Raw genomic sequence first — 18173 nt, 5'->3', positions numbered from 1 at the left:
AATTACACCCGATGAATAGCCAAGTAAACGCCAACGTTGTCCACGAATCCGAAGCTCAGCGCCAACACGCCCGGGTGAAAATCCCGGCCAAGCTGCGCTTCTTCAACAGCGACCGCACGCCGACTGAGGCGAAGGTTATCGACCTGTCCGCCGGCGGCCTGGCCTTCACCGCCACCCAGCCGCTCACCATCGGCCAAGTGCACAAGGGCCGCCTGCAGTTCGTGATCGATAACCTCGGCCTGGCCATGGACGTGGAGCTGCAGATTCGCTCCTACGACCGCCAGACCGGCCGCACCGGTTGCCAGTTCCAGAACCTCGATGCCCAGGATATTTCCACCCTGCGCCACCTGATCACCTCGCACCTGTCCGGCGACATCGTGACCATGGGCGACGTGCTCGCGACCCTGCAACGCGACAACTTCACCAAGGCACGCAAGGTCAAGGACGGCGGCAGCGGCATGACCGCGTTCGGTCGCCTGCGCGCCGTGACCTTCAGCCTGGCGATCTTTTTGGTCGGCCTGGCGGCCTTCGGTTTTGTAGTCAAGTCGCTCTACGGCATGTACTTCGTCAGCCACGCCCAGGCCGGCCTCGTCAGCGTACCGGGCATGAACGTGACCATGCCCCGTGACGGCACCGTGCAAAGCCTGCTCAAAGGTGATTCGGTAGCAGCCAAAGGCGCGCCGCTGGCGACCTTCAGCACCAGCATGCTCGACGTACTCAAGGGCCACTTGGACGAAGACCAGTTGCAACCGGCCAAGGTTGAAGAGCTGTTCGGCAAACAAATGACCGGCACCCTGACCTCGCCTTGCGATTGCGTGGTGGCCCAGCAACTGGTCGCCGACGGCCAGTACGCCAGCAAGGGTGATGTGATCTTCCAACTGGTGCCACGCGGCAGCCAGGCCAATGTGGAAGCGCGCTTCAGCTATCGCCAGTTCGGTGACGTGCGCCCAGGTACGCAGGTGAACTTCCAGGTCGCCGACGAAGAACAGATGCGCACCGGCACCATCGTCAGCAGCACCAGCCTGAACAGCGCCGACCTGTCTTCTGACATCCGCGTGCAGATCAAGCCTGACGCACCGCTGGACAGCACCTACGCCGGCCGCCCGGTAGAAGTCACCAGCGACCGTGGCCCATCGCTGAACTGGCTGATCGACAAAGCCATGGCCCACGGTCTGTAAGCGAGGACATGCCTGTGATGACTCTCTCAAAAACACCACAATCCCTGTGGGAGCGGGCTTGCTCGCGAAAGCAGTGTGTCAGCCAACACATGCATCAACTGACAGGGCCTCTTCGCGAGCAAGCCCGCTCCCACATTGGTTCTGTGTGCACATTGGCACTGGCAATCTCGTTGACCGGTTGCGCCGGCCTGCCCGACCAGCGCCTGGCCAACGAAGCCCTCAAGCGCGGCGACACCGTCACCGCGCAGCAGAATTACCAGCAACTGGCGGAACTGGGCTACAGCGAGGCCCAGGTGGGCCTGGCCGATATTCAGGTCGGCACCCGCGACCCAGCGCAAATCAAGCAGGCCGAAGCCACCTACCGTGCGGCGGCAGATACGTCGCCGCGTGCCCAGGCACGCCTGGGTCGCCTGTTGGCGGCCAAGCCCGGCGCCACCGAGGCCGAACACCATGAAGCCGAAAGCCTGCTGAAAAAAGCCTTTGCCAATGGCGAAGGCAATACCTTGATCCCGCTGGCAATGCTGTACCTGCAATACCCCCACAGCTTCCCCAACGTGAATGCCCAACAGCAGATCAGCCAATGGCAGGCAGCCGGTTACCCGGAAGCCGGCCTGGCCCAGGTGCTGCTGTATCGCACCCAGGGTACCTACGACCAGCATCTGGATGACGTGGAGCGCATCTGCAAAGCCGCGCTGAACACCACCGATATCTGCTACGTCGAACTGGCCACGGTCTATCAGAAAAAACAGCAGCCGGAACAACAGGCCGAACTGCTCAAGCAGATGGAAGCAGGCGTAAGCCGTGGCACCGTCACCGCCCAGCGCGTCGACAGCGTCGCCCGCGTACTCGGCGATGCCACCCTTGGCACCCCGGACGAAAAAACCGCCCAGGCGTTGCTTGAAAAAATCGCCCCCGGCTACCCGGCGTCCTGGGTCAGCCTGGCGCAACTGCTCTACGACTTCCCTGAATTGGGCGATGTCGACCAGATGATGAAGTACTTGGACAACGGCCGCGCCGCCGACCAGCCACGCGCCGAATTGTTGCTGGGCAAGCTCTACTACGAAGGCAAGTGGGTGCCCGCCGATGCCAAGGCCGCCGAGGCGCATTTCGAGAAAGCCGTGGGCCGTGAAGTGGCCGCCGATTACTACCTCGGCCAGATCTACCGCCGTGGCTACCTGGGCAAGGTTTACCCGCAAAAAGCCCTGGACCACCTGCTGACCGCAGCGCGCAACGGCCAGAACAGTGCCGACTTCGCCATCGCCCAACTGTTTTCCCAAGGCAAGGGCACCAAGCCTGACCCATTGAACGCCTATGTCTTCAGCCAGTTGGCCAAGGCCCAGGACACGCCAGAGGCCAATGACCTGGCCACCCAGCTCGAAGCGCCGCTGACCCCTGCGCAACGCGCCGAAGGCCAACGCCTGGTGCAACAGGAATTGGCCGCCCGCGGCACCCTGGCCCAAAGCACGCTGCAACTGCACGCCCTGCAAGAAGAAGACGGCGAGGAATCCCTATGAAGCTCAACCCATTCGTCAAGGCCGGCATCGGCCTGTCCTTCGCCCTGCTGTGGTCGTGCCCGACCCTGGCCGCGCTCACCGAAGCCAAGAACTTCGGCCTGGAAGTCAAAGCCACCGCGCAGTCTGAAGATGACCGCGACCTCGGCACCCAGAAAGGCGGCGACGTCAACGGCATCGGCCTCGACCTGCGCCCCTGGATCTACGGCGAAAGCGGCGCGTGGAGCGCCTACGCCATGGGCCAGGCAGTGGTGTCCAGCGACATCATCGAGACCGACACCCTGCAACAGTCGGCCGATGACACCACCGAGCAGCAGTCGAGCAACGACGACCGCAAGGCCAAGAAAAACTACCTGGCCCTGCGTGAGTTCTGGGTCGGCTACAGCGGCTTCACGCCCTACCCCGGCGAGATCCTCAAGTTCGGCCGCCAGCGCCTGCGCAATGACGACGGCCAATGGCGCGACACCAACATCGAAGCGTTGAACTGGACCTTCGACACCACCTTGCTCAAAGCCAATGTCGGCGCCGCCGAACGTTTCAGCGAATACCGCACCGACCTCAAGGAACTGTCGCCGGTCGACAAAGACCGCCAGCACTTCTACGCCGACGCCGCCTACCAGTGGACGCCGGGCCAGTGGATCGGCGTGCGCGGCCACCACACCCACGACGACGGCAAGCTCGACTACGCCGAACCGGGTGTGGCCAGCGACCCGTTGGACAAGCGCGAAAACGGCGACCTGACCTGGCTGGGCATCGAAGCCAACAGCGACGCCTACAACTGGCGCAACACCAACACCGTCAACTACTGGGCGAGCATCACTGGCATGCGCGGCGACCGCGACAAGGTCAACGCCTTGAACGCCGACGGCACGCGCCCCACCAGCGCCAAGCGCAGCGATGACCTGAGCGGCTGGGCCACCGACATCGGCGTGCGCCTGCGCCTGGACCCGCAGTGGCAAGTCGGAGCGGCCTATTCGCGCGCCAGTGCCGAGTACGAGCAGAACGGCCTGCAGAGCAACCGTTCGAACTGGACCGGCACCCAGTCCCGTGTGCATCGCTTCGGTGAAGCCTTTCGCGGCGAGATGAACAACATGCAGTCCATGAGCCTGTTCGGTTCCTGGCAGCTGCGCGAGGACTACGACGCCAGCCTGGTGTACCACAAGTTCTGGCGCGTGGATGGCAACAAGCCGGTGGGCAGCAACGGTATCGACGCGGTGCAGAACAACACCGATGACGTCACCGGTGCAATTCTCTCCAGCACCTCCCTGCCCCTTGAAGACGGCAAGAAAGACCTCGGCCAAGAGATGGACCTGGTGGTCACCAAGTACTTCAAGAAAGGCTTGCTGCCTGCGGCGCTGAGCCAGTCGATCGACGAGCCTTCAGCCCTGGTGCGTTTGCGTGCCGGCGTGTTCAAGCCCGGCGATGCCTATGGCAGCCAGGTCGACTCCTACATGCACCGCGCGTTTGTCGACGTGGTCTGGAAATTCTGATGGGAGCCTGCGCCATGAATGCTCAAAGCCTACTCGTCGCGGCAATGCTGATGGCCAGCGCCACAGCGTTCGCCGATACGGCGGCCAAGGCGCCGACCATCGCCAAGGAACTGCAACAGGCCAAGACCTACACCATTTCCAGCCCGCCTACCGCGCCGCTGGAAATGGCCAAGCCGGCGCTGCCCGACCTGTCGGGCTACACCGCGCAGGCGATGGAAAAGAAAATCGTCAAGACCAAGGCGGGCAAAATCAGCATCCGCCGCATGATGCAGGAAGACGCGCTCAAGGACTTTATCGGCGGCGACAACAAGATGGCCGAATGGGTGGTGCGCCAGCATGGCATTCCCCAGGCGATCTTCGTCGACGACGGCTACATGAACCTCAAGGACCTGCTGGGAAAGGTGCCAAAGCAGTACTTCAGCGAAACGTCGCCGGGCGTGTTCCTGGCCAAGTTGCCGATCGTGGTAGGCCGTAAAGGCATCCTCGATATCGACAAAAACACCCAGGAGCTGCGCCTGTCCCAGCAAGCCGGTTCGTTTTTGATCAACGACGGCCAGCTGTTCGTGCGCGATACCAAGGTCACCGGCTGGGATGAAAAAGCCAACGGCCCGGCGCTGTTCAAGTCGGCCAAGGAGTTCCGCCCGTTCCTGCTGGCCTGGGGCGGCACCGAGACCTATATCTCCAAGACCAAGATGGCCAGCTTCGGCTACGCCAACAGTAAGTCGTACGGGGTGAGTATTTCCCAGTACACGCCGAACATGGCCAAGGTGCTCAAGCGCCCTGAGCCGACCGGTTGGATCATCGATTCCGAGTTCTCGGACATGTGGTACGGCTTCTACTGCTACGAGACCACAGGCTTTGTGATCAAGGGCAATACCTACAAAGACAACATCGTCTACGGCATTGACCCCCACGACCGTTCCCACGGCCTGATCATCGCGGACAACACCGTGTACGGCACCAAGAAGAAGCACGGCATCATCATTTCCCGGGAAGTGAACGACAGCTTCATCTTCAACAACCGCAGCTATGACAACAAGCTCTCGGGCCTGGTGATCGACCGTAACAGCGTGAACAACCTGATCGCCGACAACGAGATCTACCGCAACCACACCGACGGCATCACCCTCTATGAGAGCGGTGACAACCTGCTGTGGGGCAACAAGGTGATCAGCAACCGTCGCCACGGGATCCGCGTGCGTAACAGCGTGAACATCAAGCTCTACGAAAACACCTCGATGGCCAACGGGCTGACCGGCGTGTACGGCCACATCAAAGACTTGACCGACACCGACCGCGACATCGCCCTCGACCCGTTCGATGCCAAGGTGTCGCTGATCGTGGTTGGCGGGGAACTGGCGGGTAACGGCAGCGGGCCGCTGTCCATCGACTCGCCGTTGAGTATCGAACTGTATCGCGTGTCGATGCTGGCGCCGACCAAATCCAGCGGCATCAGCTTCTCCGGCATCCTGGGTGACCGCCAGGAAGAAATTCTCGACCTGCTGGTGCGCCAGCAGAAAGCCGTGCTGATCGACCCCGTCGAACGCCAGACCGAATTGCAGGACTGAGGATGACCCTTATGCACCCACACATGATCAAACTGCTGAGCCTCTCGGGTCTGACCCTCGGCCTGCTGGCGGCCAGCCAGGGCGTACGCGCCGATGAGGTCAAAGCCCCGACCTTCACCGCCGAACCCTGCTGCAGCCTGTGCCCGGCCGCCCATGACGCGAAGAACTACACCACGCGCTACCAGCAGAACTTCACCACCCTGGTACAAGCCCAGGGCGACTGGCTGTTCCGTACCCAGGAAGACCTGCGCACCGAATTCGACACCACCCCGGCCGGCTACAAGCGCATGCAACAGTTGCACGATGCGTTCAAGAGCAAGGGCGTGGAACTGGTCGTTGTGTACCAGCCAACCCGTGGCCTGGTGAACCGCAACAAGCTCAACCCCGAGGAAAAGGCCAAGTACGATTTCGACAAGGCCCTGACCAACTACAAGACCATGCTCGGCCGCTTCGCCAAGATGGGCTACGTGGTGCCAGACCTGTCGCCGCTGACCAACGAACAACTGCCGGATGAATTGCCAGCCCACGATTTCTACTTCCGTGGCGACCAGCACTGGACCCCATACGGCGCCCAGCGCACCGCGAAAATTGTCGCGGCCAAGGTCAAGCAGATGCCGGAATATGCCGAGATTCCCAAGCGTGAATTCGAGACCAAGCGCTCGGGCCGCATGGGCAAGACCGGCACTCTGCACAACATGGCCGGGCAACTGTGTGGCACCAGCTATGCGATCCAGTACATGGACCAGTTCACCACCGAGCCCAAGGGCGAAGCCGGTGACGGCGACCTGTTCGGCGATTCGGGCAACCCGCAGATCACCCTGGTGGGCACCAGCCACAGTGGCAAGAACTACAACTTCGCCGGCTTCCTGGAAGAAGAAATCGGCGCCGACATCCTCAACGTCGCCTTCCCCGGCGGTGGCCTGGAAGGTTCGATGCTGCAGTACCTGGGCAGCGATGAATTCCAGAAGAGCCCACCGAAGATCCTGATCTGGGAATTCTCGCCGCTGTACCGCCTCGACCAGGAAACCATCTACCGCCAGATGATGGCGCTGCTGGATAACGGCTGCGAAGGCAAGACCGCGCAAATGTCGGCCAGCGCCACGCTCAAACCCGGCAAAAACGAACTGATGGTCAACAGCGCCAACAAAGACCTGCGCAACGCCAACCACCAGGTCGATATCCGCTTCGCCGATCCGTCGGTGAAAACCTTGCAAGCCACCCTCTGGTACATGAACGGGCGCCACGAGGACATCAAGATCGAGAAACCCGAAACATCCGATACAGACGGGCGTTTCGCCTTTGAACTGCGCACCGATGAAGACTGGGCCTCGCAGAACTTGCTGGCCGTGGAAGTGCAGGGCCCCGAAGCGGGCGCTGCAGCGCAGAAGGTTGAAGCGAAAATTTGCACACGCAACGTATTTCCAAGCGGTGGTCAGCAGACCGCCCAACTCGGGAAGTGAGGTTACCTATGCAAAAGTTATTGCTCCCTGGCCTGCTGGGCCTGGCCATGTTCGCAGGTTCCGTCAATGCGGCGGCGCCACTGCGTCCGCCCCAGGGCTATTTCGCACCGATCGAAGCATTCAAGACCGGCGACTTCAAGAATGATTGCGACAGCATGCCAACGCCCTACACCGGGCCGTTGCAGTTTCGCAGCAAATACGAAGGCTCCGACAAGGCCCGTTCGACCCTGAATGTGCAGTCGGAAAAAGCCTTTCGCGACAGCACCGCCGACATCACCAAGCTGGAAAAAGACACCAGCAAGCGCGTGATGCAGTTCATGCGTGACGGCCGCCCACAGCAGCTCGAATGCACCCTGAACTGGCTGGTGTCATGGGCCAAGGCCGATGCGTTGATGTCCAAGGACTTCAACCACACCGGCAAGTCGATGCGCAAATGGGCATTGGGCAGTATGGCCTCGGCCTATGTGCGCCTGAAGTTCTCCGAGTCGCAGCCACTGGCCAAGCACCCGCAGGAAGCCCAGCAGATCGAAGCCTGGTTCAACAAGCTGGCCGACCAGGTGGTGAGCGACTGGGACAACCTGCCCCTGGAAAAAACCAACAACCACTCCTACTGGGCCGCCTGGTCGGTGATGGCAACGTCCATCGCCACCAACCGTCGCGACCTGTTTGATTGGGCGGTGAAGGAATACAAGGTCGGCGTGAACCAGGTCGATGACCAGGGCTTCCTGCCAAACGAATTGAAGCGTCAGCAACGCGCCCTGTCGTACCACAACTACGCGCTGCCGCCGCTGTCGATGATCGCCAGTTTTGCCTTGGTCAACGGCGTGGACCTGCGCCAGGAAAACAATAGCGCGCTCAAGCGCCTGGGTGACAAGGTGCTGGCCGGGGTGAAAGACCCGGACATCTTCGAACAGAAGAACGGCAAAGAGCAGGACATGAAGGACCTCAAGGAAGACATGAAATTTGCCTGGCTTGAGCCCTTCTGCACCCTCTACACCTGCGCGCCGGATGTGATCGAACGCAAGCATGGCATGCAACCGTTCAAGACCTTCCGTCTGGGGGGTGACCTGACCAAGGTCTACGACCCGGCGCATGAAAAAGGCAACAAAGGTTCCTGACAAATTAATTGAAGAAATGGGTTCCCCATGTGGGAGCGGGCTTGCTCGCGAAAGCGGTGTGTCAGTCGGCACATCTGTAACTGAACTGCCGCTTTCGCGAGCAAGCCCGCTCCCACAGTTTGAACCGGTTTCGTCAGTAGAAATGCAATACAGCCTCCCCCGAAATCGTGGGGGGGTTTGGGGGGGCTCTGGCCCTTGACTGTTGGTTAAACATGGAGAGATCGGGATGGTTTTCTCGTCCAATGTGTTCCTGTTTCTGTTCTTGCCGATCTTCCTCGGCTTGTACTATTTGAGCGGGCAACGCTATCGCAATCTGCTGCTGCTGATTGCCAGCTACGTGTTCTACGCCTGGTGGCGAGTGGACTTCCTGGCGCTGTTCGCGGCCGTCACGCTGTGGAACTACTGGATCGGCCTAAAGGTGGGTGCCGCCGGTGTACGCACCAAGCCGGCGCAGCGCTGGCTGTTGCTCGGCGTGGCGGTCGACCTGTGCATCCTCGGCTACTTCAAGTACGCCAACTTCGGTGTCGACAGCATCAACGTGATGATGAAGTCGGCCGGCCTGGAGCCGTTCATCCTCACCCACGTGCTGTTGCCGATCGGGATCTCGTTCTACATCTTCGAGTCCATCAGCTACATCATCGACGTGTACCGTGGTGACACCCCGGCAACCCGCAACCTCATCGACTTTGCGGCGTTCGTGGCGATCTTCCCGCACCTGATCGCCGGGCCCGTGCTGCGCTTTCGCGACCTGGCCGACCAGTTCAACAACCGCACCCACACCCTGGATAAATTTTCCGAAGGCTGCACGCGGTTCATGCAGGGTTTCATCAAGAAGGTCTTTATTGCCGACACCCTCGCGGTGGTGGCCGACCATTGCTTCGCCCTGCAAAACCCCACCACGGGCGATGCCTGGCTCGGCGCGCTGGCCTACACCGCGCAGCTGTACTTCGACTTCTCCGGCTACAGCGACATGGCCATCGGCCTGGGCTTGATGATGGGTTTCCGCTTCATGGAAAACTTCAAGCAGCCCTACATCAGCCAGTCGATCACCGAGTTCTGGCGGCGCTGGCACATCAGCCTGTCCACCTGGCTGCGTGACTACCTGTACATCACCCTGGGCGGCAACCGCAAAGGCACGCTGACCACCTATCGCAACCTGTTCCTGACCATGCTGCTCGGTGGCCTGTGGCACGGCGCGAACATCACCTACATCGTGTGGGGCGCCTGGCACGGCATGTGGCTGGCGATTGAAAAAGCCATCGGCCTGAACACCGCGCCGCGCAGTTTCAATGTATTGCGCTGGGCCTTCACCTTCCTGCTGGTGGTGATGGGCTGGGTGATCTTCCGCGCCGAAAACCTGCACGTTGCCGGGCGTATGTACGGTGCGATGTTCAGCTTTGGCGAGTGGTCACTGTCGGAACTCAACCGCGCCAACCTCACCGGCCTGCAAGTAGCAACCCTGGTGGTGGCCTACGCAACGCTGGCGTTCTTCGGCCTGCGCGACTTCTACACCAACCGCCCTGCCGACAAGACCAAGCCAGCCGACCCAAGCCTGATCAAGGCCGTACCCGGCGACAACCCTGGCAGCATCCACGAGCCCGGTTTCAGCGTGGGCCGTGACGCTGCCGTGCAACCGGCCTACTGGACCGCTGACTGGCCACGCTACGCCATGCGCGGCGCGGTACTGCTGCTGTTCGTGGCGTCGATTCTCAAACTGTCGGCGCAGAGTTTCTCGCCGTTCCTTTACTTCCAATTCTGAGGGAGCCGACCATGACCCGTTCATTACGCGTCCTCTACATCAGCCTGTTCCTGGTGCTGTTGCTGGCACTTGGCGCCTGGTCGCTGCGCAGTTTCTTTGGCTTCAGCACCAACGCCGATGCCACCGTGCTCAACGGTCGCTGGACCAAAGCCGTCGAGACCCACTACGACGACGAGTTCCCGATCAAGCGCCTGGGCACCAACCTGTGGGCGGCACTGGACTACAAGCTGTTCAATGAAGGCCGCCCTGGCGTGGTGCTGGGCCGTGATCACTGGTTGTACAGCGACGAGGAGTTCAACCCCGCCGTCAACGAAGACCAGAACCTGCAAGGCAACTACGCGCTGGTCGAAGGCGTGCGCCAGAAGCTCAAGGCCCAGGGTATCCAACTGGTGATGGCGATCGTGCCGGCCAAGGTGCGCCTGTATCCGGAGCATCTGGGTGAAGTGAAACCGGCCAGCGTGCACGCCAATCTGTACCAGGATTTCCATGCTCGAGTGGCGGCGGACAACATTCCGGCCCCGGACCTGCTCGGCCCGCTGCAACAGGCCAAGCTGAGTGGCAAGCAAGTGTTCCTGCGCACCGACACCCACTGGACCCCAGACGGTGCCGAAGTCGCCGCCAAGCAATTGGCCAAGGCGATTGCCGACAAGACCCCACTGAGCGGCGAGCCGCAGCGTTTTGTCACCGAGGCCGAGAAAACCGAGCCGCATAAAGGCGACTTGCGTTTGTTCCTGCCCCTGGACCCGCTGTTCGAAAACCTGATGCCGCCTAAAGAGCCGCTGGAAAAACGCGTCACCCACCTGGCCGAACAGAAAGGTGATGACGCGCTGTTCAGCGACAGCGAAACCCCGGTGGCACTGGTGGGCACCAGCTACAGCGCCAACCCCAACTGGAACTTCGTCGGTGCGCTCAAGCAAGCCTTGCACAGCGACGTGGTCAGCTACGCCGAAGACGGCCACGGCCCGATCCTGCCGATGCTCAGCTACCTCAAAAGTGATGACTTCAAGAACAGCCCGCCGCAAGTGCTGATCTGGGAGTTTCCTGAACGCTATCTGCCCGTTAACAACGAAATCGGTGATGCCGACCCGGCCTGGGTTGCGCAGCTTAAACAAGCCGGTTCGCGCCAACAGAACATGGCAATCAACACATCTAAATCCGAGACGCCCGACCGGGCGCAAAACTGAAAGAGAGGTAACTCACATGACTTTCACTACAACTCCTCGTCGTCTCGCTAAAACCCTGGCAATCGCTGCGGGCCTGAGCTTCGTATCCCTGTCGGCCTTCGCTGGCGGTGACGCCGCCCTGTACGGCCCGACTGCGCCAAAAGGCTCCAGCTTTGTGCGTATCTACAACGCCAGCAACCAGGAAGTCAGCGCCACCGTCGGCAGCACCAACCTCAGCGACGTTGCGCCACTGGCCAGCAGCGACTTCAGCTTCATGCCCGGCGGTGACTACAGCGCCAAGGTCGGCAGCCAGACCCTGCCGGTCAAGCTGGCCGCCGACCACTACTACACCCTGGTCAACAGCGGCAGCGGCCAGCCGCAGTTGATCGAAGAGCCACCGTTCAAGAACAAGCAGAAATCCCTGGTGCGCGTACAGAACCTCAGCGACAAGGCCCTGACCCTGAAAACCGCCGACGGCAAGACCGATGTGGTCAAGTCGGTGGCTGCCAAGGGCCGTGGCGAGCGTGAGATCAACCCGGTGAAAGTGAGCCTGGCGTTGTATGACGGTGACAAGAAAGTCGGCGATGTGAAGCCGGTTGCGTTGGAACGCGGTGAAGCGGCGGTGCTGTATGTCACCGGTTCTGGTTCGAGCCTGTCGCCAGTGTGGGTGAAACGCCCGGTATCGACCCGCTGATTAGCTTTTGAAATTGACGCTCGTCCCTTGTGGGAGCGGGCTTGCTCGCGAATGCAGTGGTTCAGTTGCAGATGTGCCGACTGACACCCCGCTTTCGGGAGCAAGCCCCCTCCCACAGGCTCTGACCCAAACTGATTCAAGGAGAAACACCCATGATCCCAGTAATCCTTTCCGGTGGTAGCGGCTCACGTCTTTGGCCGCTTTCGCGCAAACAGTTCCCCAAGCAGTTCCTGGCTCTGACCGGCGAGCACACCTTGTTCCAGCAAACCCTGGAGCGCCTGGTGTTCGAAGGCATGGACGCCCCCATCGTGGTCTGCAACAAAGACCACCGCTTCATCGTCAACGAGCAACTGAGCGCGCGTAAGCTCGACTGCCAGCGCATCCTGATGGAACCCTTTGGCCGCAACACTGCGCCGGCCGTGGCCCTGACCGCGATGATGCTGGTCAACGAAGGCCGTGACGATTTGATGCTGGTACTGCCCGCCGACCACGTGATCGACGACCAGAAAGCCCTGCAACGCGCACTGGCCCTGGCTACCGTGGCCGCCGAGCGTGGCGAGATGGTGCTGTTCGGCGTGCCAGCCACCCGCCCGGAAACCGGCTACGGCTACATCAAGTCCACCAACGATTCGCTGCTGCCTGAAGGCGTGAGCCGCGTGCAACAGTTCGTGGAAAAGCCCGATGAAAAACGTGCGGTCGAGTTCGTCAAAAGCGGCGGCTACTTTTGGAACAGCGGCATGTTCCTGTTCCGCGCCAGCCGCTTCCTCGAAGAGCTGAAAAAGCATGATCCGGACATCTACGACACCTGCGTGCTGACCCTGGAACGCAGCGAGCAGACCGCCGACACCGTGACCTTCGACGACGCCACCTTCGCCTGCTGCCCGGACAATTCCATCGACTACGCCGTGATGGAAAAAACCCAACGCGCCTGCGTGGTGCCATTGGCTGCTGGTTGGAGCGATGTGGGTTGCTGGGCTTCGCTGTGGGCGGTCAACGATAAAGACGCCAACGGCAACGTGAGCAAAGGCGACGTGGTGATCCAGGACAGCCGCAACTGCATGGTGCACGGCAACGGCAAACTGGTGTCGGTGATCGGCCTGGATAACATCGTGGTGGTGGAAACCAAGGACGCGATGATGATTGCCCACAAGGACAAGGTCCAGGGCGTCAAGCAGATGGTCAACACCCTCAACGAGCAAGGCCGCAGCGAAACCCAGAACCACTGCGAAGTCTATCGCCCGTGGGGTTCCTACGACTCGGTGGACATGGGCGGGCGCTTCCAGGTCAAGCACATCTCGGTCAAGCCGGGCGCGTGCCTGTCGCTGCAGATGCACCACCACCGCGCCGAACACTGGATCGTGGTCAGCGGCACCGCCGAAGTCACCTGTGACGAGAACGTGTTCCTGCTCTGCGAAAACCAGTCCACCTACATCCCGATCGCCTCGGTGCACCGCCTGCGCAACCCGGGCAAGATCCCGTTGGAGATCATCGAGGTGCAATCGGGCAGCTACCTGGGTGAAGACGATATCGAGCGCTTCGAAGATATCTACGGGCGCTCGACACCGGTTGAACGTGGCGTATCGGTGAAAACTATCGCGCAGTAAAACAGTCGTACAAGAAGCCCTCGCCCAGCCCATTGCGTCCCCTATCCGCAGTGGGTTGGGTGGGGGCTTTTTCTTTGGGGTTTGTGGTGCCTGTACAGGCGTCATCGCAGCATAGGTATCTACACAACTTCGGGTAGTGCGCCGAACCTGTGGCGAGGGAGCTTGCTCCCGTGGCGACCGGACAGCCGATGCTTATCTACCTGACGCCCCGCGATCAAACTGTGGGAGCGGGCTTGCTCGCGAAGGCGGCCTGGCAGTCAACACCGTTGGATTGTGTGTATATCCATTCCTGCGGTAACGGCCACTTTGGGTTCCGCCCTGACGGCGGCTCACTTTTGAACAGCGCAAAAGTAAGCAAAACGCTCTTGCCCCACCACTCGGCGCCTCGCTTAGGCTCGGTGTACCCGTAATTCGCCAGTGTGATTTAACGGGGCGCTTGAGATCAAGATCACAAGCAGATCAAGATCAAGAGCGGCTCGCTTCGCATCGTGGTTACCGTTGGCTGCTACAACCTACAAAATTGTGTAGATACCTATGCTCATCGCAGGCAAGCCAGCTCCCACAGTTGACCGCGCCCCCACTTTAGAATGCGGTCGACTGTGGGAGCTGGCTTGCCGGCGATGGCGTCCGCCCGGCCAACACAATGCTCAAGGTAACCAATCCCACCTAAGCTTAAGTTAGGATGCTGGTTCCCTATTCGAGGTGGTCTCCATGTTCTTCGGCGTTCTCCTGATCATCACCTGGCTGGTCCTGCTGCTGCGCTACCCCGCCAAGGCGCTGCCGGTATCGTTGGCCGCTGCCGTCGGCCTGGGGTTTGTCGCAGTGTGGGTGGTATGGCTGGACAACCGCGAAGCGTCGCAACTGGCGCGCCTTGAGCTGCGCATCACCTACGCGCCGCAAGACTGCCCCGCCGACCGACCGCTCAAACTGACCCTCAACAACGGCAACGACGTACCGCTCACCGAACTGCGCTGGCGCGTGGCCGCCTATGCGCCGGGCGATACGGTCAACCTGGCCGACAATGTCTACGCCGCTCCGCGCTATCGCGGCCCCGGCGAGTTGCAGGCGGGTGCAACCTGGGAGGATTGCCTGCCCACCCCGCCGCTGCGCCCTGGCTATCGCCCACAAACCCTGGAATTTCGCGCCGAGCACCTGCAAGGCAGTTTCTCGGACTGACAAAGGATGGACCCATGCCCAACGTACTGATCACCGGTTGCTCCAGCGGCATCGGCCGTGCCCTCGCCGAAGCCTTCAAAGCCGCAGGCTTCGAGGTATGGGCCAGCGCCCGCAAACCCGATGACGTCGCCGCGCTTACTGCCGCAGGCTTTAATGCCCTACAACTGGACGTCAACGACAGCACCGCCCTGCAACGCTTGTCGGAGCAATGGAGCGAGCTGGATGTACTGATCAACAACGCTGGCTATGGCGCCATGGGCCCATTGCTCGACGGCGGCACCGAGGCGATGCAGCGCCAATTCGAGACCAATGTGTTTTCCATCGTCGGCGTAACCCAGGCGCTGTTCCCCGCCCTGCGTCGCAGCAAGGGCCTGGTGGTGAATATCGGCAGTGTTTCCGGCGTATTGGTGACGCCGTTCGCCGGCGCCTACTGCGCGTCCAAAGCCGCTGTGCATGCGTTGAGCGACGCCCTGCGCATGGAGCTGGCACCGTTTGGCGTGCGCGTGATGGAAGTCCAGCCGGGGGCAATCAATACCCGCTTTGCAAAGAATGCCGGCGCCCAGGCCGAATTGCTGATCCACGAACAGTCGCCATGGTGGCCATTGCGCGAGGGCATTCGTGCACGCAGCCAAGCGTCCCAGGATAAACCCACTCCAGCCAGTGAATTTGCCGCAGACGTGCTCAAGGCAGTGCAGCAAGGACAACCACCGCGCCTGCTGCGCTCGGGCAACGGCAGCCGGGCGCTGCCGTGGATGGCGGCGCTGTTGCCCAAGGGGTTGTTGGAGAAGGTGTTGAAGAAGCGCTTTGGCTTGGGCGGTACACTCTAAGGCTTCATGAAATCAATAAACGCCCGCACCTTCAGCGGCAAATGCCGCGTGTCCGGATACATCGCGTAAACCCCTTGCGGGGCAAAACGGTGGTCCGCCAACAGGCGCACCAAGCGTCCCGCGTCCAGATCCTCCTGCACCAACCATTGCGGTAAAACCGCCACACCGTGGCCACGCACGGCAAACGCCTGGAGGACCGACGCGCTGTCGGCCACCAAGGCTGACGGGCCGGCTCGATAAGAGTGTTCAAGACCCGCCGGGTCGGTCACGCTCAATTCGCTCAAGCGGCCATGGCCCAGCCTGGGCACCTGTTCCAACTCATCCAGGGTCTGCAACCCGGCAAACTGCGGCGCCGCGACGGCAAACACCTCGAACGTCGATAACTGCACCGCCCGATGATTGGAGTCCAGCAAGCGCCCCAGCCGTATCGCCACGTCAAAACGCTCGGAGATCAGATCCGCGTGGGTGGAGGATGTGGATAAGTGGATGTTCAGGTCCGGGTGCAAACGGCGAAACGCTTCTACCGCCCGGGCGACCACGGCCAGGGCATATTCGACAGTGGTGGTGATGCGCAGGGTGCCTTTGAGTTGGGCATGCTCACTGCGGGCTTCTTCTACCGCCAGGCGCGCCTCTTCAAGCATGCGCGTGCAGCGCAGGTAGAAGCGTTCGCCGGCATCGGTGAGCGCCAACTGGCGGGTGTTGCGCGTCAGCAGGGTGACGCCGAGTTCCGCTTCCAGGCGCTTGAGGTTGAAGCTGACCACGGCGCGGGTCTGGCCGAGCAGATCCGCGGCAGCAGTGAGCGAACCGGCCTCGACCACAGCCTTGAAGGTGTCAAATCGGTCCAGGCTGACCATGGCGGACGCCCTCCTTTGTCAAAATATTTTTGACAAACTAGCAGGCAAACCGACGTATCCCAAACCCTGCGTGCGGCCTACCCTGCCGGCTTCACTCGCAGGAACGCGTTCATGACCTACCGCTCGAAAGTCGCCTGGATCTTTTTATTAGGTTTTGCCCTGGACCTGGTGAACATGTTTGTCGCCACCGTCGCCTACCCGGACATTGCCCGCGAGCTGCACGCCTCGGTCACGCAACTGGCGTGGATCAGCAACGCTTACATGCTCGGGCTGACCCTGATCATTCCCTTGAGTGTCTGGCTGGCAGCGATCATGGGCGAACGCACGCTGATCGCCACCAGCCTGCTGCTGTTCGCCGGCGCCTCGGTGATGGTGGGCCAGGCCGGTTCCATCGAGGCGTTGATAGGCTGGCGCGCGGTGCAAGGGCTCGGCGGCGGCTTGCTCATTCCCGTGGGCCAGGCCATGGCGTACCGGCACTTTCCCGCCGCCGAGCGCAGCCAGCTGACGGCGCGGGTGATGTCGGTGGCGTTGCTGGTGCCGGCGTTATCGCCAGCGTTGGGTGGGGTGATTGTCGACAGTGTGTCCTGGCGCTGGATTTTCTACGCCAACCTGCCCCTGGCCCTGATCACCCTGCTGCTGGCCTTGCTGTGGATAAAACCCGACGCGCCCACCCGAGTGCGCCCGCCTTTGGACCTGAGCAGTATTTTCAAACAGGTTGCCAGTCCGATGCTGCGCGTGGCGATGCTGGTCTACCTGTGTATCCCCGGGGTGTTTATCGGCACCAGCCTGATCGCCATCCTTTATGTGCGCAGCCTGGGCTATGACGCCACCCAAACCGGCGCGCTGATGCTGCCCTGGGCACTGGCCTCGGCAGTGGCAATCTACCTGAGCAAGAAACTCTTCAATCGCTGCGGCCCCAAACCCTTGCTACTGGCGGGCATGGCGCTGCAATGTGGCGGCATCCTGTTGCTCAACGAGCCGGCCCTGATCATTGCCGCCTATATGTTGATGGGCCTGGGCGGCAGCCTGTGCAGCAGCACCGCGCAAACCCTGGCCTTTCTGGATATTGCGGCCGAGCGCATGGGCCACGCCAGTGCGTTGTGGAACATGAACCGTCAAGTAAGCTTCTGCGTCGGCGCCGCCGTGCTCAGTGCAATCCTGTCGGCCTTGGATTCCTTCGCCATAACCTTCACGATGGCGGCAGCTCTGACCCTGTTGCCGCTTTTCGCAGTGTTGCGCCTGGATGCTTCCAGAGTACGCATGCTGCTTCACCCTTGCAGCGAGCCCAAGCATGATTGACTACAGCGATTTTTTTGAAGAAGTGATCCAGACCCACGTCGAGATCGAGCAATGGTTTGCCGGGGTTGCGCCTCAGGGCACGCTGGAAAATCTGCTGGCGCGCTTCTCACCCGAGTTCAGCATGGTCGCGCCCGCCACCGGAACGCGGGTCAACAGGGCCGGGGTCAATGCGTTGTTTACGCGCCTGGGCGGGATGCGTCCGGGGTTGAAAATCACCTTGAGTGAAATGACCGGGATTGATCGTCATGCACGGGGCGCCACGGTGACGTATCGCGAGCATCAGGTGGATGACAGTGGCACCCAGACCGACCGCCGCGCCACGGTGGTGTTTGAGAAACAGGCCAGTGGCGCGCTGTTGTGGCGGCACTTGCACGAGACCTTTATCAAAGCCTGACGCGTTCAAATGTGGGAGCTGGCTTGCATGCGATGGGCATAGATTTCTACACAACTTCGTGAGGTAGCAGCAGACGGT

General features: G+C 61.3%; 15 protein-coding genes. 14 read left to right on the top strand and 1 reads right to left on the bottom strand.

Annotated features, from left to right (window positions below; translation table 11 throughout):
* Positions 1-11: 11 nt before the first annotated feature.
* The 12 genes from A7K61_RS15430 (at position 12) to A7K61_RS15375 (ending at position 15548) form a co-directional block, all read left to right on the top strand.
* On the top strand, positions 12-1178 hold the full coding sequence (locus A7K61_RS15430) for an alginate biosynthesis protein Alg44 (protein ID WP_003188739.1): 1167 nt from the start codon (positions 12-14) through the stop codon (positions 1176-1178).
* Positions 1179-1267: 89 nt separating this feature from the next.
* A complete protein-coding gene (gene algK / locus A7K61_RS15425) occupies positions 1268-2692 on the top strand; it encodes an alginate biosynthesis TPR repeat lipoprotein AlgK (RefSeq protein ID WP_044271965.1) in 1425 nt (474 codons plus the stop codon).
* Positions 2689-4179: an alginate export family protein gene (locus A7K61_RS15420; protein ID WP_032893487.1), complete on the top strand. Its 1491-nt coding sequence runs from the start codon at positions 2689-2691 to the stop codon at positions 4177-4179. The genes algK and A7K61_RS15420 overlap by 4 nt, the downstream gene beginning before the upstream one ends.
* The gene (gene algG / locus A7K61_RS15415) at positions 4179-5747 is read left to right on the top strand and encodes a mannuronan 5-epimerase AlgG (protein ID WP_032893489.1); all 1569 of its coding nucleotides are present in this window, start codon (positions 4179-4181) and stop codon (positions 5745-5747) included. Before A7K61_RS15420 ends, algG begins: the two co-directional genes overlap by 1 nt.
* A gap of 11 nt (positions 5748-5758) precedes the next feature.
* Positions 5759-7207, top strand: a complete 1449-nt coding sequence (locus A7K61_RS15410) for an alginate O-acetyltransferase (RefSeq protein WP_044272117.1) — start codon at positions 5759-5761, stop codon at positions 7205-7207.
* A gap of 8 nt (positions 7208-7215) precedes the next feature.
* A complete protein-coding gene (locus tag A7K61_RS15405; protein ID WP_014717003.1) occupies positions 7216-8325 on the top strand; it encodes a mannuronate-specific alginate lyase in 1110 nt (369 codons plus the stop codon).
* A gap of 226 nt (positions 8326-8551) precedes the next feature.
* Positions 8552-10084, top strand: coding sequence for an MBOAT family protein (locus tag A7K61_RS15400; protein WP_032893491.1), 1533 nt, complete (start codon positions 8552-8554; stop codon positions 10082-10084).
* A gap of 11 nt (positions 10085-10095) precedes the next feature.
* A complete protein-coding gene (locus tag A7K61_RS15395) occupies positions 10096-11268 on the top strand; it encodes an alginate O-acetyltransferase (RefSeq protein WP_069557873.1) in 1173 nt (390 codons plus the stop codon).
* Positions 11269-11284: 16 nt separating this feature from the next.
* Entirely contained in the window at positions 11285-11941 is a 657-nt protein-coding gene (locus tag A7K61_RS15390; protein ID WP_034134560.1) for an alginate O-acetyltransferase AlgF, read from the top strand.
* Between the two features lie 152 nt (positions 11942-12093).
* Positions 12094-13545, top strand: coding sequence for a mannose-1-phosphate guanylyltransferase/mannose-6-phosphate isomerase (locus A7K61_RS15385; protein WP_032893494.1), 1452 nt, complete (start codon positions 12094-12096; stop codon positions 13543-13545).
* A 711-nt stretch (positions 13546-14256) separates the two neighbouring features.
* The gene (locus A7K61_RS15380; protein ID WP_044270487.1) at positions 14257-14721 is read left to right on the top strand and encodes a hypothetical protein; all 465 of its coding nucleotides are present in this window, start codon (positions 14257-14259) and stop codon (positions 14719-14721) included.
* Positions 14722-14735: 14 nt separating this feature from the next.
* Positions 14736-15548 carry an SDR family oxidoreductase gene (locus tag A7K61_RS15375; RefSeq protein WP_069557872.1) on the top strand — a complete coding sequence of 271 codons (813 nt, stop codon included), beginning with the start codon at positions 14736-14738 and terminating at the stop codon, positions 15546-15548.
* Here A7K61_RS15375 and A7K61_RS15370 read toward each other — a convergent pair.
* The gene (locus A7K61_RS15370; RefSeq protein ID WP_069557871.1) at positions 15545-16402 is read right to left on the bottom strand and encodes a LysR family transcriptional regulator; all 858 of its coding nucleotides are present in this window, start codon (positions 16400-16402) and stop codon (positions 15545-15547) included. The genes A7K61_RS15375 and A7K61_RS15370 overlap by 4 nt on opposite strands.
* Before the next feature lie 111 nt (positions 16403-16513).
* Between A7K61_RS15370 and A7K61_RS15365 the strand changes: the two genes are divergently transcribed.
* Positions 16514-17701, top strand: coding sequence for an MFS transporter (locus A7K61_RS15365; RefSeq protein WP_044270493.1), 1188 nt, complete (start codon positions 16514-16516; stop codon positions 17699-17701).
* Positions 17694-18095, top strand: a complete 402-nt coding sequence (locus tag A7K61_RS15360; protein WP_069557870.1) for a nuclear transport factor 2 family protein — start codon at positions 17694-17696, stop codon at positions 18093-18095. The genes A7K61_RS15365 and A7K61_RS15360 overlap by 8 nt, the downstream gene beginning before the upstream one ends.
* Positions 18096-18173 lie beyond the last annotated feature (78 nt).

This window comes from Pseudomonas sp. AP42 (assembly GCF_001728935.1).
Classification (GTDB): Bacteria; Pseudomonadota; Gammaproteobacteria; order Pseudomonadales; family Pseudomonadaceae; genus Aquipseudomonas; species Aquipseudomonas lactis.
The sequence above is the reverse complement of the archived record's forward strand: the minus strand, read 5'-3'. Positions and strand labels throughout refer to the sequence as shown.